Here is a 22,534-nt window from a genome sequence, read left to right as displayed (position 1 = left end):
TTGGTTTGGGCCTGACTCGGACGCCGGGAAATCGAGCGTCGAGCGGGAGGAAGCGACTGATGAAGCGTATGTTGTTGGCGGCCGCCGCGATCTGCCTCGGGGCGGCGGGGCCGGCCTGGGCCCTGGACGTCACCAAGTCGGTGGATGTGGCCGCGTCGCCCGAAGCCGTGTGGAAGACGATCGGCGGGTTCTGCGGGATCGGCGACTGGCATCCGGTGATCGAGAAATGCGCCCTGTCGAAGAAGGGCGGCAAGGCGGTCCGGACGCTCAGCCTGAAGGGTGGCGGGACGATCGTCGAGGAGGAGGAATCCCGCAACGACACCAAGATGGACTACACCTACACCATCCTGGAAGGCCCGCTGCCCGTCACGGACTATCATTCCACGATCATGGTCGCGAAGGCCGGCAGCGGTTCCAAGGTGACCTGGAAAGGGACGTTCAAGGCCAAGGGCGCCCCCGACGCGAAAGCGGAAGAGGCCATCGCGGGCGTCTATGAGGCCGGCCTGAAGGGCATCGCCGACAAGGCGAAGTAGCCGGCCGGCGGAGGCGGGCCCTGCGCGCCTCCGCCCAGGAACTTCGGACGGGCCGATGCCATATCCGGCACACAATTCAATTGGCCCACTTCGGGGATTCTTAATCCTCCCGGTGTTGGATCGTCCTCAACACGAACGGGAGATCTTTCGCGTGTCCTTGAACGGTTCCTTCACGATGATTCGCGCTGGGGCCGCAGCCCTCGCGGCGACCCTGGTGCTCGGGGCGGTCGCCCCGGCCACCGCCCGCGACCAGACCGGTGCCATCGTAAGCGGCCTCGCGGCCGGCGTCGTCGGCGGCATGGTCGGCAGCGCCCTCGTCAACGGCGCGAACCCGCCGCCCCCGCCGCCCCCGCCGGAGTACCGCCCGCGCCGCGTCGTGGTCGAGGAGCCCGAGACCATCGTGGTGCGCGAGCGCCGCGGCCCGATCTGCCACTACGAGCGCCGCAAGGAATGGCTCGGCGACGGCGAGTTCACCTACCGCCGCGTCGAGGTCTGCGAGTAAGGCATCCGCGCGGTCGCGCGACCGGCGCCGCGTCCCCCGGGGGCGCGGCGCTTTTCATTTCACCACCAGCCAATCCTCGACCACGAGGGCGTCGAGGCCGGTGGTGTAGAACATCAGGATCGCGTCCTCCGCGCCGTGGAGGATCGGCTTGCCCATCACGTTGAAGCTCGTGTTGAGCAGGATCGGCACGCCGGTGATCGCCGCGAAGGCGCCGATCAGGGCCGCGTAGGCCGGGTTCCGCGCCGCCGTGACGCTCTGGAGCCGGCCGGTCCCGTCCGCGTGGACCACGGCCGGAACCCGGGCCCGGACCGCCTCGCGCCAGACCAGGGTGCGCTCCATGTAGGGGCTGTCGGCGTAATCCTCGAACCAGTCCGGCCCGGCCTCGGCCAGGATCGACGGCGCGAACGGCCGGAACGCCTCCCGGTACTTCACCTTGGCGTTGAGGGCGTCCTTGGCGCCCTCCGGCCGCGGATCGGCCAGGATCGACCGGTTGCCGAGCGCCCGGGGCCCGAACTCCGCCCGGCCCTGCACCCAGCCGACGAGGCCGCCCTCGGCGAGGATCCGCGCCGCCGCGCGTGTCGCCTCCGCGTGGCCGACGCGCTTGGCGCGGGGCTCCTGCTCGGCGAGCCGCTCCATCGGGCCGGTGGAGACCCGCGAGCCGAGATAGGGGGTCAGCGGGCGCTGCGCGTGCGGCGGTCCCGCCCAGTCCGGATGGTCCTCCGCGTAGGCGAGCCACGCGGCGCCCACGGCGTTGCCGTCATCCGCCGGGGCGGAGGGCACGTGCAGGCGGGTGAAGCCGGAGCGGCCGAGCACCCGGCCGTTGTAGGAGGAGTTCAGCCCGCAGCCGCCGGCGATCACGAGGTTTTCGGTGGGCGCCAGGGCGTAGGCTTCGGCCACCAGCGCGTCCATGAGGGTGCCGAAAAGATCCTGGCCGCAGCGGGCGAGATCGGCCCAGCCGGTCTCCAGGGCGTCCGCGGGGCGGCGGGCGCGGATCTCCGCGGCCACGGAGCGGATCGTCTCCGCGTCGGCATAGCGCAGGCGGTGGCCCTCGACCGTGCAGAGCCGGCCGAGCAGCGCGGCGAGATCCGGATCGGACCGCCCGTAGGGGGCGAGCCCCATGATCTTCCACTCCTCGCCCTTCACCTGGTCGAAGCCGGCGAGATCCGTGATCAGCCCGTACAGGAACCCCAGCGAGCCGCGCCCGCGATGGCGGCGCAGCTCCGTGATCCGGCCGCCCTCCAGGCGGTGGATCGCCGCCGCGCCGGTCTCGCCCATGCCGTCGACCACCAGGGCCGTGGCCGTGTCGAAGGGGCTGCCCCAGAGGCCGTAGGCGGCGTGGCAGAGGTGGTGCGGGTAGCGCCGCTGCCCGGCGATGGTCGCCCGGGGCGCCGCGCCGGTGATCCGGGCTTCCTGGTTCAGGGCCAGCAGGGTGCCGTGGCCGGCCCGCTCCTGCGCGCCGTGGAGGTCGGCGATGAACACCCGCTCGGCCTGCTCGGGCACGAAGGAGCGGTTGAGCGCCGTGGTGTGGGCGGACAGCGCCATGAGGTCGAAGGCGCCGGTGCCCGCCTGACCACGCAGGAAGTCGGTGAATTGCGGGCCCCAGCTGGAGGCGACGACGAGTTCGGAGCCCGGCGGGACGTGGTCCTTCAGCAGCGACGCCATCAAGGCCGGGGCGTCCGGCTCGCAGTTCGGCGCGCGCTTGTACTGCAGGACCCGCTCCGCCGCCTCGGCGAAGAGCAGGGTGCCGTCGGGCCCGACCAGGGCGAGGGCCGGGTCGTGGAAGGTGGTGGCGAGGCCGAGATAGAAGCGCATGCCGACGCGGGGTAGCGCATTTTTCCGCGCAGCGGATCCCGCCTCGTGCGCGGGACGCCGCTATCGCGTGGCGGTCCGCGGCTTGGCCAGCAGCAGAATCGCCGCGCCGGCGAGCCCCGACAGGACCGAGCCCGCGAGCACGCCGAGCTTCACGGCGGTCTCATGCTCCGGATCCGGGAAGGCGAGGCCGCCGATGAACAGGCTCATGGTGAAGCCGATCCCGCACAGCACCGCGACCCCGTAGACCTGCCCCCAGCCGGCCCCGGCCGGGCGCTTGGCCCATCCCAGCGCCACCGCCAGCCGGAGGCTCGCGAACACGCCGGCCTGCTTGCCGAGGAACAGCCCCGCCGCGATGCCGAGCGTCACCGGCTGGAGCAGGGCCTCGGGGGTGAGGCCCGAGAGGTCCACGCCCGCATTGGCGAAGCCGAAGACCGGCACCACCAAGTAGGTGATCCAGGGGGCGAGGGCGTGCTCCAGCCGGTGCAGGGGCGAGAGCGCATCCTCCGGCCGGCCCGGGCTGACCCGGATCGGGATGGTGAGCGCGAGCAGCACGCCCGCGATCGTCGCGTGGATCCCGGAGCGCAGCACGAGGACCCAGAGCACGAGGCCGAGGAGCCCGTAGGCCGGAAGCCATCCGATCCCCGCCCGGTTGAGGCCGTAGAGGGCGGCCACCACCAGGGCGGCGAGCCCCAGCATGGTGAGGTCGAGGCCGGAGCTGTAGAACAGCGCGATCACCACGACGGCGCCGAGATCGTCGACGATGGCGACCGCGCTGAGGAAGATCTTGAGGGAGACCGGCACCCGCGATCCGAGGAGCGCCAGGACCCCCAGCGCGAAGGCGATGTCGGTGGCCGCCGGGATCGCCCAGCCCCGCAGGGTGCCGGCGCCGAGATTGGCCAGGGCGTAGAAGGCGGCCGGCACCGCCATGCCGCCCAGAGCCGCGCAGCCGGGCAGGATCCGGTCGGGCCAGGTGCGCAGCCGCCCGTCGAGGGCCTCGCGCTTGATCTCCAGCCCGACCAGCAGGAAGAACCCGGCCATCAGGCCGTCGTTGATCCAGTGCTGGACGCTCATCGGCCCGAGGGCCGCGTGGAGCCCGTGCGCGTAGGTTTCGGCGAACGGCCCGTTGGCGACGACGAGCGCCAGGGCGGCGGCCGCCATCAGGATCAGCCCGCCCACCGCCTCGCCGGCGAGCAGCGTGCGGATGATCGAGAGGGGGCGCGGGCCCCGCCTCCGCGGCGCGGTGTGGGGAGATGTCATCGCAGCAGGCCTTGCCGCGCATCCCAGGTGGGCGCAAGGGCGCGACCGTAACCCCTATGGCGCCAACCTCTATGAGGTCCGTCCCAGCGCCGCGCGGATCAGGGCCAGCCCGTCCGGGCTCGACCACGCGGCCGGTCCCTTCATCACCCCGAGGGTGCAGCCCTGCGCGTCGATCAGCATCGTGGTCGGCAGGCCGGGCGATTGCGTGTCGCGCTGGATGATCGGAAGCACGCGGCCCCCGGGATCGGCATAGAAGGCGAGGTCGCGGATGCCGGCCTGCTTCAGCCAGGCCGGCGGCGTCTCGAGGTTGCGGGTGTCGACGTTGATGGCGACGACCTGGAAGTCGGGCCCGCCGATCTGCGCCTGGAGCCGGTCGAGGGCCGGCATCTCGGCCTTGCAGGGGGCACACCACGTCGCCCAGAGATTCACGAGGAGCAGCCGGCCCTTGAGGTCGGCGAGGCCGGTCTCGGCGCCGTCCGGCCCCTTGAAGCGGATGTCCGGCGCGGGCCGGGCCTGCGGCAGGGCCTGCATGGCGGCGACCTCGCCCTTCGCGGCGGCGTCGACCCGGGCGAGGGCGGGCTTTGCGGCGGCGCAGGGCTGAAGGGCGCCGCCCATGTTGCCGGGCAGGAGACCGCTCCCGTATAGGGCGAGGCCGAGGACGGCGAGCGCGGCGACGCCCGCGCCGGCCAGGATGGGCGTGCGGCCGGGCATCAGGCTCGGGCCTCGGGACGGTCAGGGCGCGGAAGGATCGACATGAGCAACCGGATGTGGGGCGGCCGCTTCGCGAGCGGCCCGGCGGAGATCATGGAGGAGATCAACGCCTCCATCGGGTTCGACAAGCGCCTCGCGCCCCAGGATATCCGCGGCTCGCTGGCGCATGTGGCGATGCTGGGCCAAGCCGGCATCCTGCCGGCGGAGGATGTGGCCGCGATCGAGGCCGGGCTCAAGTCCGTGCGCGACGAGATCGAGGCCGGCACCTTCACGTTCAAGCGCGAGCTCGAGGACATCCACATGTCCGTGGAGAGCCGCCTGACCGAGATCGTCGGGCCGGCCGCCGGCCGCCTGCACACGGCGCGCTCGCGCAACGACCAGGTCGCCACCGACATGAAGCTCTGGGTGCGCGACACCCTGGATTCGCTCGACCAGCAGGCCGCCGACCTGCAGCGCGCCCTCAGCCAGACGGCGCTGCAGCACGCCGGCACGGTGATGCCGGGCTTCACCCATCTCCAGTCGGCGCAGCCGGTGACCTTCGGCCACCATTGCCTCGCCTATGTCGAGATGCTGGCCCGGGACCGGGGCCGGTTCCGCGACGCCCGGGCGCGCCTCAACGAGTGCCCGCTGGGCGCCGCGGCGCTCGCCGGCACCTCCTTCCCGATCGACCGGCACGCCACCGCGGCGGCGCTTGGCTTCGACCGGCCGACCGCCAACTCGCTCGATTCGGTGGCCGACCGCGACTTCGCCCTGGAGGCGCTCGCGGCGGCCTCGATCTGCGCGGTGCACCTGTCGCGCTTCGCCGAGGAGCTGGTGGTCTGGACCTCGGCCCAGTTCAACTTCGTCCGCCTGTCGGACGGCTACACCACCGGCTCGTCGATCATGCCGCAGAAGCGCAACCCCGACGCCGCCGAGCTGGTGCGGGCCAAGAGCGGCCGGATCATCGGCGCGCTGACCGGCCTGCTCATCGTCATGAAGGGCCTGCCGCTCGCCTATTCGAAGGACATGCAGGAGGACAAGGAGGGGACGTTCGACGCCCTCCAGGCCCTGTCGCTGTGCCTCGCCGCCATGACCGGCATGGTGAAGGATCTGGAGCCCAACGCCGAGGTGCTCAGCCAAGCCGCCGGCTCCGGCTACGCCACCGCCACCGACCTCGCCGACTGGCTGGTGCGCGAGCTCGGCCTGCCGTTCCGGCAAGCCCACCACGTCACCGGCCGTCTCGTCGGCGTCGCTTCCGCCAAGGGCGTCGGGCTGGAGGCGCTGTCGCTGCCCGAGATGCAGGAGGCGGAGCCGCGGATCACCGATGCGGTCTACGCGGTGCTCGGCGTCGCGAACTCGGTGGCGAGCCGCACCAGCTACGGCGGCACCGCGCCCGACAACGTCCGGCGGCAGGCGCAGGCCTGGATCGAGCGGCTGGGCTGAGCCTGTGCGACTCGCGGGGGCCCGGCCCTCCCCGGCACCCCTGGCGGGGCGCCCGGTGGCTCGATGCTCACCGGGCATAAGACGGGCTGGAGGCGGTCCCGCGAGCCGCTCCGCCTCCAAGAGGGCGCCCCGGTCTCCTCGATCCGACGACGGACCGCGTCCGTAAGCCCTGAGGGACTCCGGTCCGGCGCGCCCCCGAGGCCGTCGCCTCGTGCCCGATGACGGGCGCCCGGTCATCCACAGCGCCCATCAAAATTGTGCATTGCAACCCTCTGCCCACCCGCGCGTTCAGCGTCTGGATAAGTCCGCTCAGCTACAAGCTTCGCCGTTCGGATCGGAGTTCGCAGGATGCCTGTCGAGAGTTGGCTTAACCCGGAGGACGTGCCGGATTTCGCGGCGCATGCCACGGCGATGATCGACGCCGCGTTGACCGGGTCTGGCCTGACGCGCGAATCCTACTGGGCCGCGGTCCGCAAGGGCTACAACACGCCCTACAACGATCCGCCCCGCAAGCGCGCCGCGCCGGCCCAGCCGGACGCGATCGCGGTCCCGGCCGGCCAGGCGGTCGAGCCGCTGCCGGTTCCGGCCGGACTGATCGCAGCCCGGGCGACGGAAGCCCGCGCGGTCTGATGTTCGAGAGATCCGGCCTCGCCATCTTGCCGACGTTTTACGCAAGCTTCACTAATCCCGATCCCCGGTCCGGCTCCTGACGGAGCCGCCCGTCGTCAGGAAGTGAAGATGGTCCGCGTTTCCCGCTCGCTCCCGGTCGGAGCTCTCGCCCTGCTCGCATCCGGGCTGGCCACCGGTTTGCTCGGCGGGGTCGGCCTGTCGGCGACGACGGCCCATGCCCAGGAGGTGGCGCAGGCCCCGGATGCCGGGGGCGGCGACGCGGCCCCGAGCCGCCGGGGGCGGCGGCATGGGCGCGAGCGGGCCAAGCGCGCGGAGAAGGCGGCGACGCCGCCCGGCATGCAGCAGGCCACGCCGGTGGCGATCTTCGGCGACTGGAACGTGTTCGTGAACGGCGACGGCCGCAACAAGCTCTGCTACGCCATCGCGCAGCCGCAGACGCGCTCGCCCAAGACCCTGAAGCGCGACACCGCCTATCTGTTCGTGAGTGTGCGCAAGGGCGAGAACGTCCAGAACGAGGTGGCGGTGATGCTGGGCTTCCCGTCGAAGCCCGCGGCCTCCCAGATCAAGCCCGGCTCCGCGGCCGCGCCCACCGATCCGAGCCTCAACCTCGGCGCCAGCCGCTACGGCCTCGTGGTGAAGGACGGCAATGCCTGGCTGCAGAACCCCGCCGAGGAGGCGCGGGTCGTCTCGGAGATGAGCGCCCGCAACCCCAAGCTCGTGATCAAGACCACCTCGCTGCGCGGGAACCCGACGAGCGACGAATACGCCCTCGGCGGGTTCGCGGAGGCCCTGAAGCGCACCCGCGACGAGTGCGGCCGGTAGCGCGCGGGGTGGCGCGCGGGTCAGGCCCGGCGCAGCGCGGGGCGATGCGCCCGCGCGGCCGGCCGGCTCGGGGTACGCATGCGCGCGCGGGCTGCCCGGGCCGCCTGCTCGGCCGTGCGGAACACGGCGCCGTCGAGACCGTCGAACGCGCGCGCCGATGAGAAGAACCGGACGCCGCGCCCCTCGGGCACGGCGATCCCGGCGGTGACCTCACCGATCTCGATCACCCGGGCCGGTTCGGCAGGCCCGATGGCCGGGTCTGCGAAATCGGGACGGTTTTCGGGCTGGAACTCTGCGAGACTGTGCATCGGACTGGGAACTCCCTGGGCCGGCATATCGCCGTGCCGGATCGCGTGGGCTGCTGCGGACGGTCGGCGGGGCTAGCGTCGACAGCGCCGACGGGCGGCGGGGCAGCAGGGCGCGTTCAGGAGCGGGTGTCGAAGGGACGGTGTTCGCAGGACCATCGGATGTCCTCCAGACTGAAGGACCGCGCGGCACGGGGCCGTCGCAGTGCTTTAGCGTTTGATCACGCGGCGCAAGCTACGCTTCTCAAATCACCGCGGCCGGACCGGCGGAGCGCCCGGGCGTTCAGCCCGGCCGGCACCCTGAAAATGGGCGTGGCGCCGCACACCGTCAACGGAACGGACTTCCGATTTTCGGTGCCCGCCTGGCAGGAATCCGGTGCCGGCCGCGCTCGGGGGAGGCGGGATCGTTCAGGCGGCGGCGATCACCGCGGCGAGGTCGGAGAAGTCCGAGAAGATCCGGGTCGCGCCGGCCTCCGCGAGGCCGGTGCCCGCCGGGTCGTGCCCCCAATGGCCGCCCCCGGTGAAGCCCGCCACCCGCATGCCGGCGCTCCGGGCCGCCGTGACGCCGGGCACGCTGTCCTCGATCACCAGGCAGGCGGCCGGAGCGGCGCCCATGCGCGCGGCGGCAAACAGGAACAGGTCGGGGAACGGCTTGCCCCGTGCCACCTGGGCCGAGGAGAAGACGTGCTCGCCGAACAGCGGCAGCAGCCCGGTCAGGGTCAGGGAATGGCGCAGCCGCACCGGGTCGCTGCTCGACGCGACGCAGACCGGCAGGCCCACGGCGGCGACCGCCTCGGCGACGCCGCGCATCGCCCGCAGCTCCGCGTCGAACAGCGCCAGGGTCTCGGCCTTCACCGCCTCGACGAAGCCGGCGGGGGCGGCGACCCCGTAGTCGCTGGCGATATGGGCCATGATCGAGGGCATCGCGGTGCCGGTGAAGCGGGCCCGCACGGTGGCGAAGTCGATATCGACGCCGATCCGGTTCAGTCCGGCCGTCAAGCAGGCGAGGCTCAGGGGCTCGCTGTCCACCAGAACGCCATCGCAATCGAAGATCACGAGGCCGAGATTCGTCGCGCGCGCGTTCAAGGTCGACCGCTCTCCCGCGGCCCGCCGCCGCGGGGCGAGCCTGTGGCACGGGCCCGGCGACCCGGCAACCGCGCGGATCGACGCTCGCCCCGGCCGCGCCGCAGACGCGCCGCTGGCGCTTGCACCTTGCGGTCCGGACCCATACTCCCGGGGCGGGCGCCCTCGGGCGCGCCGGCGAAAGCCCAAACGGTCCGTAAGGCAAGGCTCAGAAGGCCCCGCGATGTTCCGCTTCCTGGCCCGCGTCCTGGGCTTCCTGCTGATGGCCGGCGGCTTCGTCGCGCTGATCTATGACGGCGCCCGTTCCATCGCCAACAACGGCCTGCGGGTGACGCCCCTCTCCGACGTGATCGCCACCCTGTTCAAGGACAAGGCCAGCGCCCTGCAGGGCAGCGTGGAGGGGGCGGCGCCCTGGCTCTGGCACATCCTGGGCCTGCCGCTCACCCTGGCGCCGGCCTCCCTGATCGGCCTGGGGCTCGGCGCGGTGCTGCTCTGGCTCGGCCAGCCGGGCCGCGAGCCGATCGGCTTCCTGACGAAGCCCTGACGAAGTAATGACGAAGCCCTGGCGCTCGGGCGCGGCCTAACGGCCCGCGAGCCGGGCCTCGGCCTCCGCCAGCGCCCCCTTCAGCCGTTCGACCTCGGCGGTCAGCGCGTAGCGCTCGCTGACGTCGAACTGCGAGGCGAAGAAGTAGACGACCCGGTCCGCCTCATCCCGCACCGGCCCGACATAGAGGGCGTTCTGGAAGGTCGAGCCGTCCTTGCGATAGTTGAGGAGGTCGACCCGGATGTCCTCCTCCCGCCGGATGGCCTCGCGCAGGCGATCGACGGCCTCCGCCTCGGTTTCGGGACCCTGCAGGAAGCGGCAGTTGCGGCCGATCACCTCCATCCGGGTATAGCCGGTCAGCGTCAGGAAGGCGTCGTTCACGAAGACGATCGGGTTGTCGTGCTGGGCCGGATCCGTGATGATCATCGGCATCCGCGTCGCGCGCACGGCTGCGGCGAACGGATCGCCCCGCTGCGACCCCACCTTCACATTGTCCGGCACGTGGCTCGTGGCAGTCCCGCCCGTCTCCATGCGGATCAGCCCTTCCCAACGCCGCTCGGAGCGGCCATTCGATCAGTGTCTCTCGGGGGTACAAGCCGGAATTCGCGTCCGAGGTCCAGTCTCGCGTCAAGGTTTCGCGTCGCCGGGCCGCCGAACGCTTTTCTGGCCGCCTCCGCCTCCCCATATCGGCGGGAGTTCGACACCGGAAGGCAAGCCGATGTTTTCGTTCCGCAAGCGTCCCGAAATGCCGGCCCCGGCCGACGCCCTGCCGGGCCGCCCGACGCCGGTCCCGACAGCCGAGACGCATTTCGTCAACGGCAACCCGCTCAAGGGGCCGTATCCGCCGGGCATCGAGACGATCGTGCTGGGGCTCGGATGCTTCTGGGGCGCCGAGCGGCGGTTCTGGCAACTGCCCGAGGGCGTGTTCGTGACGGCGGTCGGCTATGCCGGCGGCTACACGCCGAACCCCACCTACGAGGAAGTCTGCACCGGCCAGACCGGCCACAACGAGGTCGTGCTGGTGGCCTTCGATCCGGCGGTGCTGTCCCGGGAGGCGGTGCTGCGGACCTTCTTCGAGAGCCACGACCCGACGCAGGGCATGCGCCAGGGCAACGATGTCGGCACGCAGTACCGCTCCGGCATCTACACCGTCGGCCCCGACCAGGAGGCCACGGCCCGGGCCGTGCGCGACGCCTACGCCGAGGCGCTCCGGACGCGCGGCTTCCCCGACGTCACCACCGAGATCAAGCCGCTGGAGCGGTTCTATTTCGCGGAGGCCTACCACCAGCAGTACCTCGCCAAGAACCCGGCGGGCTATTGCGGCCTGGGCGGCACCGGCGTCAGCTGCCCGGTGGGAACCGGCGTCGCCGCCTGAGCCTCACGGGCTCCGTCCGTCGGGCCGCGTCTGCGGGCCCGGCAACGGGGCGGCGCTGCCGTGCGGCGGCGGCGTGCTGTTCGGGCTGCGGAGCACGATCAGCACGCTGCCCAGCACCGAGAGGGCGACGGCGGTCGCGAAGAGGATGAAGAGCCAGCGGGGCATCCGCAGGCGTTAGCACATCGCGTCCGGCGCGCCGAGCGACCAGTCTCGCCGGGCGGATCGTTTCCGCGCCGCTCATCCCCTCGGCGGTGCCACCGTCAGCGCGGGTGGCGCGCGGACGGGTCGCCTCGCCCGCGATGGCGGCCGCCCCGCCTCCGCGCCTCCGCCCTACGGCGCCTTCAGAACCGCCCGGCAGGCGTTGGGGAGCGCGGCCATGGTCATGGCGGGCTTGGGTTTCGGCGGCACCTTCGGGGGCTTCGGATGCAGCACCGCATCCGAGAACCAGTAGCTGAGGTCGTCGCAGCCGTCGCCCGGCGGCGGCGCGCCCTGCGGCTGGCAATCCTCCTGGCCGGCCGGACAGGCGAGCCGGATATGGTAGTGGTAATTGTGCCCGTACATCGGGCGCACCTTGGACATCCAGCGGCTGCCCGCGGCGTCGCGGCACAGCGCCTTCTTGATCGCCGCGTTGACGAAGATGCGCTCCACCTCCGGCTGCTCGGCGGTGACCTTGATCAGTTGCAGGTGCGTCGGCGTCCAGACCTCCGGATCGATGTCGAGGCGGTCGCGGCGGACCATGTCGGTGGCCGAGGTCTCCTCGCGCTCCGCCCGGCTCATGCGGTGGTCGGGCATCGGCGTCAGCCAGACATCGGCGTCGATGCCGATCTGGTGCGAGGCGTGGCCGGTGATCATCGGGCCGCCCCGGGGCTGGGCCATGTCGCCCACGAGGAGGCCGGGCCAGCCGACCCGGGCCGCCTTCTGCGACAGGCGCTCGATGAAATCGACGAGGTAGGGCGTGCCCCACATCCGGTTGCGGGACGGGCGCATGACCTGCCAGTTCGGACCGTCCAGCGGCAGCGCCTCACCCCCGGAGAAGCAGCCCTTGGCATAGAAGCCGTAGATGTGCGCCGGCCCGGAGGCCGCCTTGGTGACGCGCCCGAACAGCGCCTTGGCGGGCGTCGAGGGCGCGTCCGGATGCTCCAGGGGCGGCAGGGGCTTCGGATTGACGCTACCGCGATCCTGGGCCTGCGCGGCGGCGGGCAGGAGCAGGGCGGCGAGCGCGAGGCTCGGGGCGAAACGCGGCATCGGCATGCGGGGGCTGTTCGTCCGGCTGGAGGGGGCGGGCGCGGGCGGCCCCCCCGAACCTCGCCCAGGGGCGGGGCGTTTTTCGGGCAGACAGCCCGCCGCGTCACGCGAAACGGTCGGGCGGATCCACCGCGACGACCCGGCGGCGCCCTAGCGGATGGGGCGGGTCACCGGTCCGCACCAGCCGGGCAGGTAGTCGGCGTCCTTGGATTTCGCCAGCGCCATCGCCCGCTCCAGGGCGGAGGAGAAGTCGCCCTCGATCCGCTTCTCCTTGATGTTCCGCCGCAGGAAGTCGGCCCACAGGAACTCGCTGAACGGGGTGGTATCCTTCGCGAAGCCGCCGGCCCGGCGCAGCTCGCCGGCGAGGCTGCGGTAGGGATCGTCCGCCAGGGCATCGACCGATTTCGGGATGTCCTTGAAGTGCTGGCGCACGCCCTCGGCATCGTAGGGATGCGCCCAGGATTTGTGGTCGCACACCGTCCAGAAGGCGTCCTTGTCGAGGTAGTGCAGGTCGGCCACCACGGTGACGAGCACGCTCTCGACCCCCTCCTCGTGCAGGGCGCGGGAGAGGTGGTGATGATCGATGATGTAATGGCGCTTCTTCGGCCCGAGCAGCGTCGGGATCATATGGGCGCCGAGGAACTCCTCTTTCTTCTCGCCGTCGTATTCCCGCCAGCGCCGCCGCTTCTCCGCCACTTCACGGTAGCCCACCGTCATCTGCGTCGGGCGCAGCTCGGCGATCGGGATTGTTCTGAGCAGCGGCTCTCGGGTGGCCATGGGATCTCCTGACTGCGGGATTTTGTCACGCGCACGTCACAAGCTATTCGGGACCGGCAGATCGGACAGGGCGCGACGCGCTCACGTTTCCGGCATCGCGCGGACGGCTTCGAGGACGAAGACCCGGATCGCCGAAGACAGGTTCTGTCCGTCGCGCCCGGCATCGATCGCCCCGATGAGAGCCTGGACGGACTGGCCCCGCGCCTCCGCGATCTCCCGCAGCGCCGCCCAGAACGGATCCTCCAGGGACACGCTGGTGCGGTGGCCGGCGATCATCACGGAGTGCTTGGTGAGGCCGGCGCTCACGGGAGGCGGATCATGCGTTCGGGTCGGAATCCGGCTCGTGCCGCGCGAGGCGATGGCCCTCGTGGCGCTCGGTCTCGAGGGCCTTGCGCCGCTGCTGGAGAGTCTTGGCCTTCTTCGTCTGGCCGAAGGCGATCCGGTTGGCCTCGGCCTTCGTGTCGGCCTCGGCACGGGCCTTCGCCTTGCGGATCTGGCGCAGATTGATGATCTCGGCCACGGATCGCCTCCCGTAACCGGCGCGGGAGGCTCCGCGCCGGGACGTCACACAACAATCAGTCGGCGCTCGGCGCCAGCATCGTCTCCGGCCGGACCACGCGCTCGAACTCCGCCTCGGTGACGTAGCCGAGGCGCAGGGCCTCCTGCTTGAGGGTGGTGCCGTTCTTGTGCGCGGTCTTGGCGATCTCGGCGGCCTTGTCGTAGCCGATCGAGGGGGCGAGCGCGGTCACCAGCATGAGCGAGCGGCTCATCAGGTCGGCGATCTTGTCCTCGTTGGCCTTGATGCCGACGACGCAATTGTCGGTGAAGCTCACCGCCGCGTCGGCGAGCAGCCGCACCGATTGCAGCACCGCGTTGGCGATCACCGGCTTGAAGACGTTGAGTTCGAAATTGCCCTGGCTGCCGGCGAAGCTCACCGTCGTGCCGTTGCCGATCACCTGGGCGCAGACCATGGTCAGCGCCTCGCACTGGGTCGGGTTGACCTTGCCGGGCATGATCGAGGAGCCGGGCTCGTTCTCAGGGAGCGACAATTCGCCGAGGCCGGAGCGCGGGCCCGAGCCGAGGAAGCGGATGTCCTGGGCGATCTTGAACAGGCCGGCGGCGAGGGCCGCGAGCGCGCCCTGCGTGAACACCAGCGCGTCGTGGGTGGCCAGCGCCTCGAACTTGTTCTCGGCGGAGGTGAAGGGCAGCCCGGTCAGCTCCGCGACCTTGGCGGCGAAGCGGTCGGCGAATTCCGGATGGGCGTTGAGGCCGGTGCCGACCGCGGTGCCGCCCTGGGCGAGCGCCAGGACCCCCGGCAGGGTCGCGGCGACCCGCGAGCCGCCGAGCGCCACCTGGGCGGCGTAGCCGGAGAATTCCTGGCCCAGCGAGACCGGCGTCGCGTCCTGCAGGTGGGTGCGGCCGATCTTGACGATCGACGCGAACGCCTTGGCCTTGGCGTCCAGCGCGCCGTGCAGGTGGGAGAGCGCCGGCAGCAGGCGCCCCTGGATCTCCCGCGCCACCGCGATGTGCATGGCGGTGGGGAAGGTGTCGTTCGAGGACTGGCCGCGGTTGCAATGGTCGTTCGGGTGGACCGGCGACTTGCCGCCGCGCTGGCCGCCCAGCCGCTCGTTGGCGAGGCTCGCGATCACCTCGTTGGCGTTCATGTTCGACTGGGTGCCCGAGCCGGTCTGGTAGATGACCAGGGGGAACTCGTCGTCGTGGCGGCCCTCCACCACTTCGGCCGCCGAGGCCGCGATGGCGTCGGCGAGCGTCGCGTCGAGGGCGCCGAGATCCTTGTTCACCAGGGCGGCAGCCTGCTTCACCACCCCGAGGGCGTGGACGAGGGGCGCCGGCATCCGGTCGGTGCCAATCTTGAAGTTCTGGATCGAGCGCTGCGTCTGCGCGCCCCAGTAGCGATGCGCCGGAACCTCGATCGGCCCGAAGGTGTCGGACTCGGTGCGGGTGGCGGTCTCGGTGGGCGACATCGTGGCCTCTACGTCTGGTGCCGTGCGGTGCCTACTTAAATGAGGCGCGGGTGAATCGCGATGCCGGTTTTCCCGGCACCCCGACAAGAGCGAAGCTCTGTTCCCGCCGGACAAGGAGCCGATGAGCGCGACGATCGATCTGTCCGAACCCGCCGCCCGGTTCCGCCCCGTCGTGCCGCCGCCGCTGAAGGCGCCGCTCGGCCTGTTCGACTTCCTGCGGGCGGCCCGGAAGAATCCGATCACCACCTGGATGGACGCGCATTTCAAGCTGCCGGTGGTGGCGGCCGAGGGCGCGATGGGCCGGATCACCCTGGTGAGCGACCCGGCGCTGATCCGCTACCTGCTCATCGAGAATGCCGACGGCTACCGCAAGGACGACCTGCAGCGGCGTGTCCTCGCCCCGGGGCTCGGCAACGGTCTGCTCAGCGCCGAGGGCGACGAGTGGCGCCTCCAGCGCCGGACGCTGGCGCCGATCTTCAACGCCCGCACGGTCCAGGGCTTTTCGGAGGCGATGAACGCCGCCGGCGCCCGTCTCGGCCGCCGCCTCGTCCGCCGCGACGGCAAGCAGGTCGATGTGGCCCTTGAGATGACCCGCGTCACGCTCGACGTGCTGGAGCGGACGATCTTCACGCAAGGCCTGCCGAGCGATCCCGATGCCCTCGGCCGTGCGATCACGCGCTTCCTGGAAGCGGTCGGGCCGATCGACCCCCTCGACGTGTTCGGCGTGCCCGATTTCGTGCCGCGGATCGGCCGCCTGCGGGCCCGTCCGGCGGGCCGCTTCTTCGCCGAGGTGGTCGATGAGCTCATCGCCCGCCGCAAGGCGCTGATGGCGCGGGGGGAGGCGCCCCGGGACCTGCTGACCCTGCTGCTCGAAGCGCAGGATCCCGAGACCGGCAACGGGCTCTCGGATCTCGCCGTGAAGGCCAACATCGTCACCTTCATCGCCGCCGGGCACGAGACCACGGCCAATTCCCTGACCTGGACGCTCTACTGCCTGTCGCAGGATCCGGCCGCCCAGGCGCGGATCGAGGCCGAGGTCGATGCCGCCGGGCCGGGGGATTTTTCCGCGGAGCGTCTGCCGTTCACCCGGGCGGCGATCGAGGAGGCCATGCGCCTGTTCCCGCCGGTGCCGTTCCTCAGCCGTCAGGCGATCCGGGACGACCGGCTCGGCCGGATCAAGGTGCCGCGGGGCTCGCTGGTCATGGTGGCGCCCTGGGTGCTCCACCGCCACCATCTGCTGTGGGAGGATCCGGAGGCCTTCGTGCCGGAGCGGTTCCTGCCCGAGAACCGCGACACGATTCCGCGCTTCGCCTATCTGCCGTTCGGGGCGGGGCCGCGGATCTGCATCGGCCAGAGCTTCTCGATTCAGGAGGCCGTGATCGTGCTGGCGCATGTGGTGCGGGCGGTGCGCTTCCGGCTGCCGGCGGATCATCCGCCGGTGACGCCGCTCCACCGGGTGACGCTGCGGCCGGAGCACGGCTTGCGCATGGACGCGGTGGCGCGGGGCTAGGCCGGGCCCGGTCACCGTGCCGCGATGCAGGCCGGCGCCGTGCAGCAGGACGGCCGGAGGGGACGGGCGACCGGATCTGATCGACGGTCTCGAGGGTCGCGGATCGCTTGGCGATCGGGCGCGGGCTCCCCGCAGCCGCCGACAGCATCAGAGGCGCGACCGTGTCGTCCCCCGTACGACGCCCGGCCGTCGATCCGGCCCGGGAGACGCTCAGCTCTTCTTGCGGAAGGCGTCCAGGCTCACGACCTCGGCACTGCCCTCCTCGCCCTCCTTCTTGGCGGCGGGGCGGGGGGCCTTGTCGTCGGACTTGCCGGCGGCTTTCTCGCCCTGAGCGGCGGGAGCGGGCAGCCCCTTCGGCGCACCGGAGCCGATCGTGGCGAGACCGGCGCTCTTGGGCCGCACCTCGCCGGGTTCCGAACCGGCCCCGCGCGGGCCGGGCTTGGCCGGGGCGGCGTTCGCCTCCTCGGGAGTCTCGCCGGCTTCGCTGAGATCGAACTTCAGGCCGAACTGCACGGAGGGATCGAAGAAGCCCGACAGGGCGTCGAACGGCACCAGCAGCCGCTCCGGCACCCCCGAGAAGGACAGGCCGACCTCGAAGGCGTGCTCGGTGACGTTGAGATCCCAGAACTGGTGCTGCAGGACGATCGTCATGTCCTGCGGGTACTTCTCCCGCAGGGCCTGCGAGATCCGCACGCCGGGCGCTTCCGTCCGGAACGAGACGTAGAAGTGATGCTCGCCCATCAGGCCCTCGCGGGCCGCGTCGGTCAGCACCTTGCGGACCACGCCGCGCAGGGCGTCCTGTACCAGTAGATCGTAGCGGATGAGGTCGTCTGCCATCTGCGGTTGCGCTCTCGCCCGGTCTGCCCGGCGCCCCGCCGCGGATGGCTGGACCGAGGATTGGAAGTGGAGGCTTCTGTTGCCAGGTGCCTCCGAACCCCGCCTATGCGGTGCTACCCGCTAGGACTTTAGGTCGGTATTGGGGACCGCTTACGCGGCCACCGCCACCGGAGCAAAGTTGTCGTTGGCAACTATTGCAAAGGCCCGATAACGGCGGAACCATGCCGAGCGAAAGTCCAACCTTTACGCCCTCGTCGATCCTATTTCGCCCCCGCCAAAGCCCAGGCTAAGATCACGCGCCTTGCGGCAGCATGTCCTGGGCTCGGGTGGAGGCGCCGGGTACCGCCCCCGGGTCCGATAGGTTTATTGCGAAGAACGTTTATCGCCATAGCCGGCCTCGCGACCGGCTCCCAAGATATAGAGGGGATCGGTCCGGTTTTGAAGCCCGATCGTGTCGCGCCGCCGTCTCATTTGGAGCCTCCGGGTGAGGCTGTTGCCGGAAGCGCGCAGTCGCCTTCCGGCGCGGTGGCCGACGCCCCTCGTCCCGGCATCTGGTCGGCGGCCTGGCATCTCGGCGGGCTGGTCGCGCTCGTCGTCCTCTATCTCGGCGCCGCGAGCCTGCTCGCGCTGGCTGTCGTGCGCGTCGGGTTCGATCTGTGGAGCGGGATCGATCCGTTCCTGCCGCCGGAGCGGCGCCCGTTCCTCGGTGCGGTGGAGCTGACCCACCGTGCCTTCGCTACCGACGTCCTGCGTCAGGTGTTCCTCGCCGTTCTGGTGGTGGGTGCGGCCTGGTGGCGCGACCGGACCGGCTGGCGCCGCCGCCTCGCCCTCGACCGCGAGCGCCCGAACGGGATGCGGCCCGTCGCCCTGCTGGGGCTCCTCCTCGTCTGGCCGGTTCTGCACATCGCCTGGGTCACCGGCACCGCGGAACTGTTCGGTGCCAGCTTCGGCCAGCACGTGCGGCTGTCCCCGTTCATGAGCCAGGCCGCGGTGGCGGCGTGGCTCGCCTATCTGGCGATCCTGGCGCCCGTGGCCGAGGAGCTGCTGCTGCGCGGCGAGGCCTTCGCCCGTGCCCGGGCGGTGCTGGGGCCGGCGGGGGCGATCCTGGTCACGGCGGTCATCTTCGCCGCCGCCCACATCTCGTCCTGGGGGCTCGCCCGGCCGGTCTCCCTGCTGCCGCTCGCCCTGGCGCTCGGCTGGCTGCGCTGGCGGACCGGCCGGCTCTGGCCCGGGATCGCCCTGCACGGCTGGTCGAACCTCGCCCTCGTGACCTACCTGCTCTGGCCGGCTTGACCGCCAGCTGGTGACGGCGGTGGACAGATGTCGGCGGCGCGCTTGCCCGCCGTCGCGCCGGCGCGCAGGAATGACCGATGGACGCTTATCAGGACCTGCTCCGGCGCATCCTCGACGAGGGCGTGGCCAAGGACGACCGCACCGGCACCGGCACGCTCTCGGTGTTCGGCCACCAGATGCGCTTCGACCTGTCGGCCGGCTTCCCGCTGGTCACCACGAAGCGGCTGCACCTGCGCTCGATCATCCACGAGCTGCTCTGGTTCCTGACGGGCGATACCAACGTGGCCGCGCTCCAAGCCAACGGCGTGACGATCTGGGACGAGTGGGCCGACGCGCACGGCGATCTCGGGCCGGTCTACGGCAAGCAGTGGCGCTCCTGGGAGAAGCCCGGCGGCGGCACCGTCGACCAGATCGCCTGGGTGCTCGACGAGATCCGGCGCAACCCCGATTCCCGCCGCCTGATCGTCTCGGCCTGGAACCCGGCCGACCTCGACCGGATGGCGCTCGCCCCCTGCCACTGCCTGTTCCAGTTCTACGTGAGCGAGGGGCGGCTCTCCTGCCAGCTCTACCAGCGCTCGGCGGACGCCTTCCTCGGCGTGCCCTTCAACATCGCGAGCTACGCCCTGCTGACCCACATGATCGCCCAGGTGACCGGCCTCGGGGTCGGCGACTTCGTCCACACCTTCGGCGACGCGCATCTCTACCGGAATCACCTGGAGCAGACCCGGACCCTGCTGGGCCGGACCCCGCGCCCGCTGCCGCAGCTGCGGCTCAACCCGGAGGTCCGCGACCTCTTCGCCTTCCGGTACGAGGACATCGCCATTGCGGGCTACGAGCCGCACCCGGCCATCGCGGCCCCGGTGGCGGTATGAGCCCGATCGTCTCCCTGGTCGCCGCGGTCGCCCGCAACGGCGTGATCGGCCGCGACAACGGCCTCGCCTGGCATCTCTCCAGCGACCTGAAGCGCTTCAAGGCCCTGACCATGGGCAAGCCGATGCTGATGGGCCGGCGGACCTGGGATTCGATCGGCAGGCCCCTGCCGGGGCGTCGCACCCTGGTGCTCACCCGGGATGCCGGCTTCCGCGCCGAGGGGGTCGAGACCGTCCATGACTGGCCCTCCGCGCTGGCGGCCGCCGCCGGGGCGGAGCTGATGGTGGTGGGCGGGGCCGAGATCTATGCGCTCGCGCTCCCGCAGGCCGACCGGCTCCATCTCACCGAGGTCGAGGCCGAGCCCGAGGGCGACGTGCGCTTCCCGGCCTTCGACCGCGGTCGCTTCCGGGAGACGTTCCGCGAGGCGCATCCGGCGGGACCCCGGGACGAGCACGCCTTCGCGTTCGTCGATTGGGAGCGCGTCCGCTGAGGCGCGCCGCCGCAATTGCGTTCCATGCCGCGCATGCCCACCTGCCAGCCTTGACAGCACGGGGCGCGCGCCCGCAGGTGCCTGTCGGGTGCGCGTGCTCACGCCGGGCCTGCGCATCCTGCGGGAAGATGCGTGCGTGCAGGCTCTTAAGGCTTGAGGCCGGATGCGGTCGCCTCGCGATCGATCCGGATGGCCGGGACTAGGCGGGCGAGCGTGGCCGTTCAGGCAGGGGGCGCCGGCCGGGGTATGGGCCGGGCGCGGACAGGCAGGAGACGACGTCTAGGATGCCTTGGAGCAATCAGAGCGGCGGCGGGGGCCCGTGGGGCCGGCCCGGCGGCAACGGCGGCGGTCCCTGGGGTGGTGGCGGCGGCGGCGGCAAGACGCCGCCGAATCTTGAGGACCTGCTCCGGCGCGGGCAGGACCGCCTGCGCGGTCTGATCCCGGGCGGCGGTGGCGGCTCGGGCGGCTACGGGGGCGGCGGCGCGCAGGGCGTCGGCGGCGGCCGCAGCGCGGCGGTGATCGCCGTGCTCGCCGTCGCGATCTGGCTCGCCACCGGCTTCTACACCGTCTACCCCCGTCAGGTCGGCATCGAGACGATCTTCGGCCGCTATGTCGGCACCAAGGGCGAGGGCCTGCGCTACAACTTCCCCTATCCGATCGGCGGGGTGGTGAAGCCGGATGTCGGCTCCCAGAACTCGATCCAGATCGGTTTCCGCGCCGGTCCGAACGGCCAGGGCCGCACCCGCGACGTGCCGGACGAGAGCCTGATGCTCACCGGCGACGAGAACATCGTCGATCTCGATTTCGAGGTGCAGTGGCGGGTCAACCCGCTGAAGGCCTCCGACTTCGTGTTCAACCTCCAGAACCCGGAAGGCACCATCAAGGCGATCTCCGAGAGCGCGATGCGCGAGGTGATCGGCCGCCGCAACATCCAGGCGATCCTCACCAACGAGCAGTCGAGCATCGCCCAGGAGGTGAAGGAGATGGTCCAGAAGGCGCTCGACGAGTACGGCGCCGGCGTGCGCATCGAGGTGGTGCAGCTCGTCTCGGTCAATCCGCCGCCGGAGGTGCGCCCCGCCTTCATCGACGTGAACGCGGCCCAGCAGGACGCCGACACGGCGCAGAACGAGGCCAAGACCTACGCGAGCCGCGAAGTGCCGCAGGCCCGCGGCAAGGCGTCCCAGATCGTCCAGCAGGCCGAGGCCTACCGGACCAAGGCGACCGCCGACGCCACCGGCCAGGCGGCCCGCTTCAGCGAGGTCTACGCCTCCTACAAGGCCGCCCCGGCGATCAGCCGCGAGCGGATCTTCCTGGAGACGATGGAAAAGGTACTGGGGTCCGTGAACAAGGTGATCATCGACCAGAACGGGACGCAGCCCGGGGCGGCGACCGCCGCCGGCGTGCTGCCGGTGCTGCCGCTCTCCGAGTTCGGCGCCCGCGCCCAGACCCAGACGGGAGCCGCCCGATGAAGCAGGCTCTCCGCACCGGCCTGATCGCGATCGCGGCGATCGTCGCGATCGGCCTCTACGCGTCGATCTTCACCGTCGGCCAGATGCAGCAGGCCCTGGTCCTGCAGTTCGGCCGCGTCCGCGCCGTCCTCAACGCCACCGGCGAGGAGAAGCCCGGCCTGTACTTCAAGATCCCGTTCATGGAGAACGTGGTCCTGTTCGACAAGCGCGTGCTCGACCTCGACCTGCCGGTGCAGACGGTGCTCACCGCCGACCGGCAGAACCTGGAGGTGGACGCCTTCGCCCGCTACCGGATCCTCGACCCGCTCCGCTTCTACCAGGCGGTGGGCAATATCGGGCTCGCCAACCAGCGGCTCGCGAGCTTCACCAATTCCGGCCTGCGCAACGTGCTCGCCCGCTCGACCCGCGACGCCATCGTGAAGACCGACCGCGGCCAGCTGATGCACCAGATCCAGGAGGACGTGAACCGGCAGGCCAAGGCGCTGGGCATCGAGATCGTCGACCTGCGCATGACCCGCGTCGATCTGCCCGCGCAGAACTCGGCCGCCGTCTACCGGCGGATGAAAACCGAGCGCGAGCGCGAGGCCGCCGACATCCGCGCCAACGGCGACCAGATCGCCGCCACGATCCGCGCCAAGGCCGACCGCGAGGTCACGGTGATCCTCGCCGACGCGACGCAGACCTCCGAGCAGCTGCGCGGACAGGGTGACGCGGACAAGAACCGCATCCTCGCCGAGGCGTTCGGCAAGGATGCGGACTTCTTCAGCTTCTACCGCTCGATGCAGGCCTACGAGAGCGGGCTGAAGGGACCCGACACCCGTCTGGTGATCAGCCCGACTTCGGACTTCTTCCGGTACTTCAGCGACCCGCAGGGCCGGCCCCCGGCCCCGGCGGCCCGCGGGCCGCGCGGACCGGCCGATCCGAGCGCCGCCACCGGGTCCACCACCGGGTCCGCGGCCGGGACGGCACGCTGATCGGGATGCGAGTTGGCGCCCCGGCGTCCGGAGACTACCTTGCAGGAAAACCCGCGGGCCCCCGATCATCGGTCGAGGCCCGCGGCGC

26 protein-coding genes and 1 other RNA gene are annotated in these 22,534 nt (G+C 71.5%); 13 read left to right on the top strand and 14 right to left on the bottom strand.

Going from position 1 to position 22,534, the window contains the following annotated elements:
• Window positions 1-59 precede the first annotated feature (59 nt).
• Both GGQ91_RS04675 and GGQ91_RS04670 read left to right on the top strand, forming a co-directional pair.
• Window positions 60-533 (top strand): SRPBCC family protein, encoded by a 474-nt coding sequence (locus tag GGQ91_RS04675; protein ID WP_043379349.1) that lies wholly within the window; start codon window positions 60-62, stop codon window positions 531-533.
• Between the two features lie 151 nt (window positions 534-684).
• Window positions 685-1,035, top strand: a complete 351-nt coding sequence (locus tag GGQ91_RS04670; RefSeq protein ID WP_182591456.1) for a hypothetical protein — start codon at window positions 685-687, stop codon at window positions 1,033-1,035.
• Between the two features lie 54 nt (window positions 1,036-1,089).
• Here the strand turns inward: GGQ91_RS04670 and GGQ91_RS04665 are convergent, their stop codons facing one another.
• The 3 genes from GGQ91_RS04665 to tlpA all read right to left on the bottom strand — a co-directional run bounded on the left by GGQ91_RS04665 (window position 1,090) and on the right by tlpA (window position 4,815).
• The gene (locus tag GGQ91_RS04665; protein WP_182591455.1) at window positions 1,090-2,847 is read right to left on the bottom strand and encodes a carbamoyltransferase family protein; all 1,758 of its coding nucleotides are present in this window, start codon (window positions 2,845-2,847) and stop codon (window positions 1,090-1,092) included.
• Window positions 2,848-2,907: 60 nt separating this feature from the next.
• A complete protein-coding gene (gene nhaA, locus GGQ91_RS04660; protein ID WP_043379344.1) occupies window positions 2,908-4,104 on the bottom strand; it encodes a Na+/H+ antiporter NhaA in 1,197 nt (398 codons plus the stop codon).
• A 69-nt stretch (window positions 4,105-4,173) separates the two neighbouring features.
• Window positions 4,174-4,815, bottom strand: a complete 642-nt coding sequence (tlpA, locus tag GGQ91_RS04655; protein WP_043351090.1) for a thiol:disulfide interchange protein TlpA — start codon at window positions 4,813-4,815, stop codon at window positions 4,174-4,176.
• 42 nt (window positions 4,816-4,857) lie between these two features.
• Here tlpA and argH point away from each other — a divergent pair, with 42 nt between their 5' ends.
• The 3 genes from argH to GGQ91_RS04640 all read left to right on the top strand — a co-directional run bounded on the left by argH (window position 4,858) and on the right by GGQ91_RS04640 (window position 7,689).
• On the top strand, window positions 4,858-6,237 hold the full coding sequence (argH, locus tag GGQ91_RS04650) for an argininosuccinate lyase (RefSeq protein WP_075381087.1): 1,380 nt from the start codon (window positions 4,858-4,860) through the stop codon (window positions 6,235-6,237).
• A 348-nt stretch (window positions 6,238-6,585) separates the two neighbouring features.
• Complete coding sequence (locus GGQ91_RS04645; protein WP_043379336.1) at window positions 6,586-6,867, top strand: hypothetical protein; 282 nt, start codon at window positions 6,586-6,588, stop codon at window positions 6,865-6,867.
• A 108-nt stretch (window positions 6,868-6,975) separates the two neighbouring features.
• The gene (locus GGQ91_RS04640) at window positions 6,976-7,689 is read left to right on the top strand and encodes a hypothetical protein (protein WP_053609368.1); all 714 of its coding nucleotides are present in this window, start codon (window positions 6,976-6,978) and stop codon (window positions 7,687-7,689) included.
• Window positions 7,690-7,709: 20 nt separating this feature from the next.
• Here GGQ91_RS04640 and GGQ91_RS04635 read toward each other — a convergent pair whose 3' ends face one another.
• Both GGQ91_RS04635 and GGQ91_RS04630 read right to left on the bottom strand, forming a co-directional pair.
• Complete coding sequence (locus GGQ91_RS04635) at window positions 7,710-7,997, bottom strand: hypothetical protein (RefSeq protein ID WP_043759749.1); 288 nt, start codon at window positions 7,995-7,997, stop codon at window positions 7,710-7,712.
• A 405-nt stretch (window positions 7,998-8,402) separates the two neighbouring features.
• Window positions 8,403-9,080, bottom strand: a complete 678-nt coding sequence (locus GGQ91_RS04630) for an HAD family hydrolase (RefSeq protein ID WP_043351098.1) — start codon at window positions 9,078-9,080, stop codon at window positions 8,403-8,405.
• A gap of 220 nt (window positions 9,081-9,300) precedes the next feature.
• Here GGQ91_RS04630 and GGQ91_RS04625 point away from each other — a divergent pair, with 220 nt between their 5' ends.
• Window positions 9,301-9,621, top strand: coding sequence for a hypothetical protein (locus tag GGQ91_RS04625; protein WP_043351099.1), 321 nt, complete (start codon window positions 9,301-9,303; stop codon window positions 9,619-9,621).
• A gap of 36 nt (window positions 9,622-9,657) precedes the next feature.
• Here the strand turns inward: GGQ91_RS04625 and GGQ91_RS04620 are convergent, their stop codons facing one another.
• Window positions 9,658-10,122, bottom strand: coding sequence for a PAS domain-containing protein (locus GGQ91_RS04620; RefSeq protein ID WP_269467570.1), 465 nt, complete (start codon window positions 10,120-10,122; stop codon window positions 9,658-9,660).
• Between the two features lie 217 nt (window positions 10,123-10,339).
• On the opposite strand from GGQ91_RS04620, the gene msrA reads away from it, so the two are divergent.
• Window positions 10,340-10,996 (top strand): peptide-methionine (S)-S-oxide reductase MsrA, encoded by a 657-nt coding sequence (gene msrA / locus GGQ91_RS04615; protein WP_043379331.1) that lies wholly within the window; start codon window positions 10,340-10,342, stop codon window positions 10,994-10,996.
• Window positions 10,997-10,999: 3 nt separating this feature from the next.
• On the opposite strand, the gene GGQ91_RS04610 is transcribed toward msrA, so the two are convergent.
• The 6 genes from GGQ91_RS04610 to fumC all read right to left on the bottom strand — a co-directional run bounded on the left by GGQ91_RS04610 (window position 11,000) and on the right by fumC (window position 15,003).
• Window positions 11,000-11,161 carry a hypothetical protein gene (locus GGQ91_RS04610; RefSeq protein WP_164706358.1) on the bottom strand — a complete coding sequence of 54 codons (162 nt, stop codon included), beginning with the start codon at window positions 11,159-11,161 and terminating at the stop codon, window positions 11,000-11,002.
• Between the two features lie 165 nt (window positions 11,162-11,326).
• Window positions 11,327-12,247: a penicillin-insensitive murein endopeptidase gene (gene mepA, locus GGQ91_RS04605; protein WP_043351108.1), complete on the bottom strand. Its 921-nt coding sequence runs from the start codon at window positions 12,245-12,247 to the stop codon at window positions 11,327-11,329.
• 144 nt (window positions 12,248-12,391) lie between these two features.
• Window positions 12,392-13,018 carry a ParB-like protein gene (locus GGQ91_RS04600; RefSeq protein ID WP_043351110.1) on the bottom strand — a complete coding sequence of 209 codons (627 nt, stop codon included), beginning with the start codon at window positions 13,016-13,018 and terminating at the stop codon, window positions 12,392-12,394.
• Between the two features lie 81 nt (window positions 13,019-13,099).
• The gene (locus tag GGQ91_RS04595; RefSeq protein ID WP_043351112.1) at window positions 13,100-13,324 is read right to left on the bottom strand and encodes a ribbon-helix-helix domain-containing protein; all 225 of its coding nucleotides are present in this window, start codon (window positions 13,322-13,324) and stop codon (window positions 13,100-13,102) included.
• A 10-nt stretch (window positions 13,325-13,334) separates the two neighbouring features.
• A complete protein-coding gene (locus GGQ91_RS04590) occupies window positions 13,335-13,538 on the bottom strand; it encodes a DUF4169 family protein (protein WP_182591454.1) in 204 nt (67 codons plus the stop codon).
• Between the two features lie 55 nt (window positions 13,539-13,593).
• Complete coding sequence (gene fumC / locus GGQ91_RS04585) at window positions 13,594-15,003, bottom strand: class II fumarate hydratase (protein WP_043351115.1); 1,410 nt, start codon at window positions 15,001-15,003, stop codon at window positions 13,594-13,596.
• Window positions 15,004-15,124: 121 nt separating this feature from the next.
• On the opposite strand from fumC, the gene GGQ91_RS04580 reads away from it, so the two are divergent.
• Window positions 15,125-16,513, top strand: coding sequence for a cytochrome P450 (locus tag GGQ91_RS04580; RefSeq protein WP_043759754.1), 1,389 nt, complete (start codon window positions 15,125-15,127; stop codon window positions 16,511-16,513).
• 210 nt (window positions 16,514-16,723) lie between these two features.
• Here GGQ91_RS04580 and GGQ91_RS04575 read toward each other — a convergent pair whose 3' ends face one another.
• Window positions 16,724-17,350: an SspB family protein gene (locus GGQ91_RS04575; protein WP_043379326.1), complete on the bottom strand. Its 627-nt coding sequence runs from the start codon at window positions 17,348-17,350 to the stop codon at window positions 16,724-16,726.
• Between the two features lie 65 nt (window positions 17,351-17,415).
• Window positions 17,416-17,797: a transfer-messenger RNA gene (ssrA, locus tag GGQ91_RS04570) on the bottom strand.
• On the opposite strand from ssrA, the gene GGQ91_RS04565 reads away from it, so the two are divergent.
• The 5 genes from GGQ91_RS04565 (at window position 17,789) to hflC (ending at window position 22,446) form a co-directional block, all read left to right on the top strand.
• Window positions 17,789-18,643 carry a CPBP family intramembrane glutamic endopeptidase gene (locus GGQ91_RS04565; protein WP_182591453.1) on the top strand — a complete coding sequence of 285 codons (855 nt, stop codon included), beginning with the start codon at window positions 17,789-17,791 and terminating at the stop codon, window positions 18,641-18,643. The genes ssrA and GGQ91_RS04565 overlap by 9 nt on opposite strands.
• 77 nt (window positions 18,644-18,720) lie before the next feature.
• Window positions 18,721-19,515, top strand: a complete 795-nt coding sequence (locus GGQ91_RS04560) for a thymidylate synthase (RefSeq protein WP_043348249.1) — start codon at window positions 18,721-18,723, stop codon at window positions 19,513-19,515.
• Window positions 19,512-20,003 carry a dihydrofolate reductase gene (locus GGQ91_RS04555; protein ID WP_043348252.1) on the top strand — a complete coding sequence of 164 codons (492 nt, stop codon included), beginning with the start codon at window positions 19,512-19,514 and terminating at the stop codon, window positions 20,001-20,003. The genes GGQ91_RS04560 and GGQ91_RS04555 overlap by 4 nt, the downstream gene beginning before the upstream one ends.
• 284 nt (window positions 20,004-20,287) lie before the next feature.
• Window positions 20,288-21,472, top strand: a complete 1,185-nt coding sequence (gene hflK / locus GGQ91_RS04550) for an FtsH protease activity modulator HflK (RefSeq protein ID WP_043348254.1) — start codon at window positions 20,288-20,290, stop codon at window positions 21,470-21,472.
• Window positions 21,469-22,446 (top strand): protease modulator HflC, encoded by a 978-nt coding sequence (gene hflC, locus GGQ91_RS04545; protein WP_075381092.1) that lies wholly within the window; start codon window positions 21,469-21,471, stop codon window positions 22,444-22,446. Before hflK ends, hflC begins: the two co-directional genes overlap by 4 nt.
• Window positions 22,447-22,534 lie beyond the last annotated feature (88 nt).

Source organism: Methylobacterium fujisawaense (assembly GCF_014138435.1).
Classification (GTDB): domain Bacteria; phylum Pseudomonadota; class Alphaproteobacteria; order Rhizobiales; family Beijerinckiaceae; genus Methylobacterium; species Methylobacterium fujisawaense.
This window is presented reverse-complemented; position numbering and strand designations above follow the sequence as displayed.

Bases quoted from the DNA above. Each gene is read 5' to 3' on its own strand.
- GGQ91_RS04675 (WP_043379349.1), top strand. From the start codon at position 60: ATGAAGCGTATGTTGTTGGCGGCCGCCGCGATCTGCCTCGGGGCGGCG.
- GGQ91_RS04665 (WP_182591455.1), bottom strand. From the start codon at position 2,847: ATGCGCTTCTATCTCGGCCTCGCCACCACCTTCCACGACCCGGCCCTC.
- nhaA (WP_043379344.1), bottom strand. From the start codon at position 4,104: ATGACATCTCCCCACACCGCGCCGCGGAGGCGGGGCCCGCGCCCCCTC.
- tlpA (WP_043351090.1), bottom strand. From the start codon at position 4,815: ATGCCCGGCCGCACGCCCATCCTGGCCGGCGCGGGCGTCGCCGCGCTC.
- argH (WP_075381087.1), top strand. From the start codon at position 4,858: ATGAGCAACCGGATGTGGGGCGGCCGCTTCGCGAGCGGCCCGGCGGAG.
- GGQ91_RS04645 (WP_043379336.1), top strand. From the start codon at position 6,586: ATGCCTGTCGAGAGTTGGCTTAACCCGGAGGACGTGCCGGATTTCGCG.
- GGQ91_RS04640 (WP_053609368.1), top strand. From the start codon at position 6,976: ATGGTCCGCGTTTCCCGCTCGCTCCCGGTCGGAGCTCTCGCCCTGCTC.
- GGQ91_RS04635 (WP_043759749.1), bottom strand. From the start codon at position 7,997: ATGCACAGTCTCGCAGAGTTCCAGCCCGAAAACCGTCCCGATTTCGCA.
- GGQ91_RS04625 (WP_043351099.1), top strand. From the start codon at position 9,301: ATGTTCCGCTTCCTGGCCCGCGTCCTGGGCTTCCTGCTGATGGCCGGC.
- msrA (WP_043379331.1), top strand. From the start codon at position 10,340: ATGTTTTCGTTCCGCAAGCGTCCCGAAATGCCGGCCCCGGCCGACGCC.
- GGQ91_RS04610 (WP_164706358.1), bottom strand. From the start codon at position 11,161: ATGCCCCGCTGGCTCTTCATCCTCTTCGCGACCGCCGTCGCCCTCTCG.
- mepA (WP_043351108.1), bottom strand. From the start codon at position 12,247: ATGCCGATGCCGCGTTTCGCCCCGAGCCTCGCGCTCGCCGCCCTGCTC.
- GGQ91_RS04600 (WP_043351110.1), bottom strand. From the start codon at position 13,018: ATGGCCACCCGAGAGCCGCTGCTCAGAACAATCCCGATCGCCGAGCTG.
- fumC (WP_043351115.1), bottom strand. From the start codon at position 15,003: ATGTCGCCCACCGAGACCGCCACCCGCACCGAGTCCGACACCTTCGGG.
- GGQ91_RS04580 (WP_043759754.1), top strand. From the start codon at position 15,125: ATGAGCGCGACGATCGATCTGTCCGAACCCGCCGCCCGGTTCCGCCCC.
- GGQ91_RS04575 (WP_043379326.1), bottom strand. From the start codon at position 17,350: ATGGCAGACGACCTCATCCGCTACGATCTACTGGTACAGGACGCCCTG.
- GGQ91_RS04560 (WP_043348249.1), top strand. From the start codon at position 18,721: ATGGACGCTTATCAGGACCTGCTCCGGCGCATCCTCGACGAGGGCGTG.
- GGQ91_RS04555 (WP_043348252.1), top strand. From the start codon at position 19,512: ATGAGCCCGATCGTCTCCCTGGTCGCCGCGGTCGCCCGCAACGGCGTG.
- hflK (WP_043348254.1), top strand. From the start codon at position 20,288: ATGCCTTGGAGCAATCAGAGCGGCGGCGGGGGCCCGTGGGGCCGGCCC.
- hflC (WP_075381092.1), top strand. From the start codon at position 21,469: ATGAAGCAGGCTCTCCGCACCGGCCTGATCGCGATCGCGGCGATCGTC.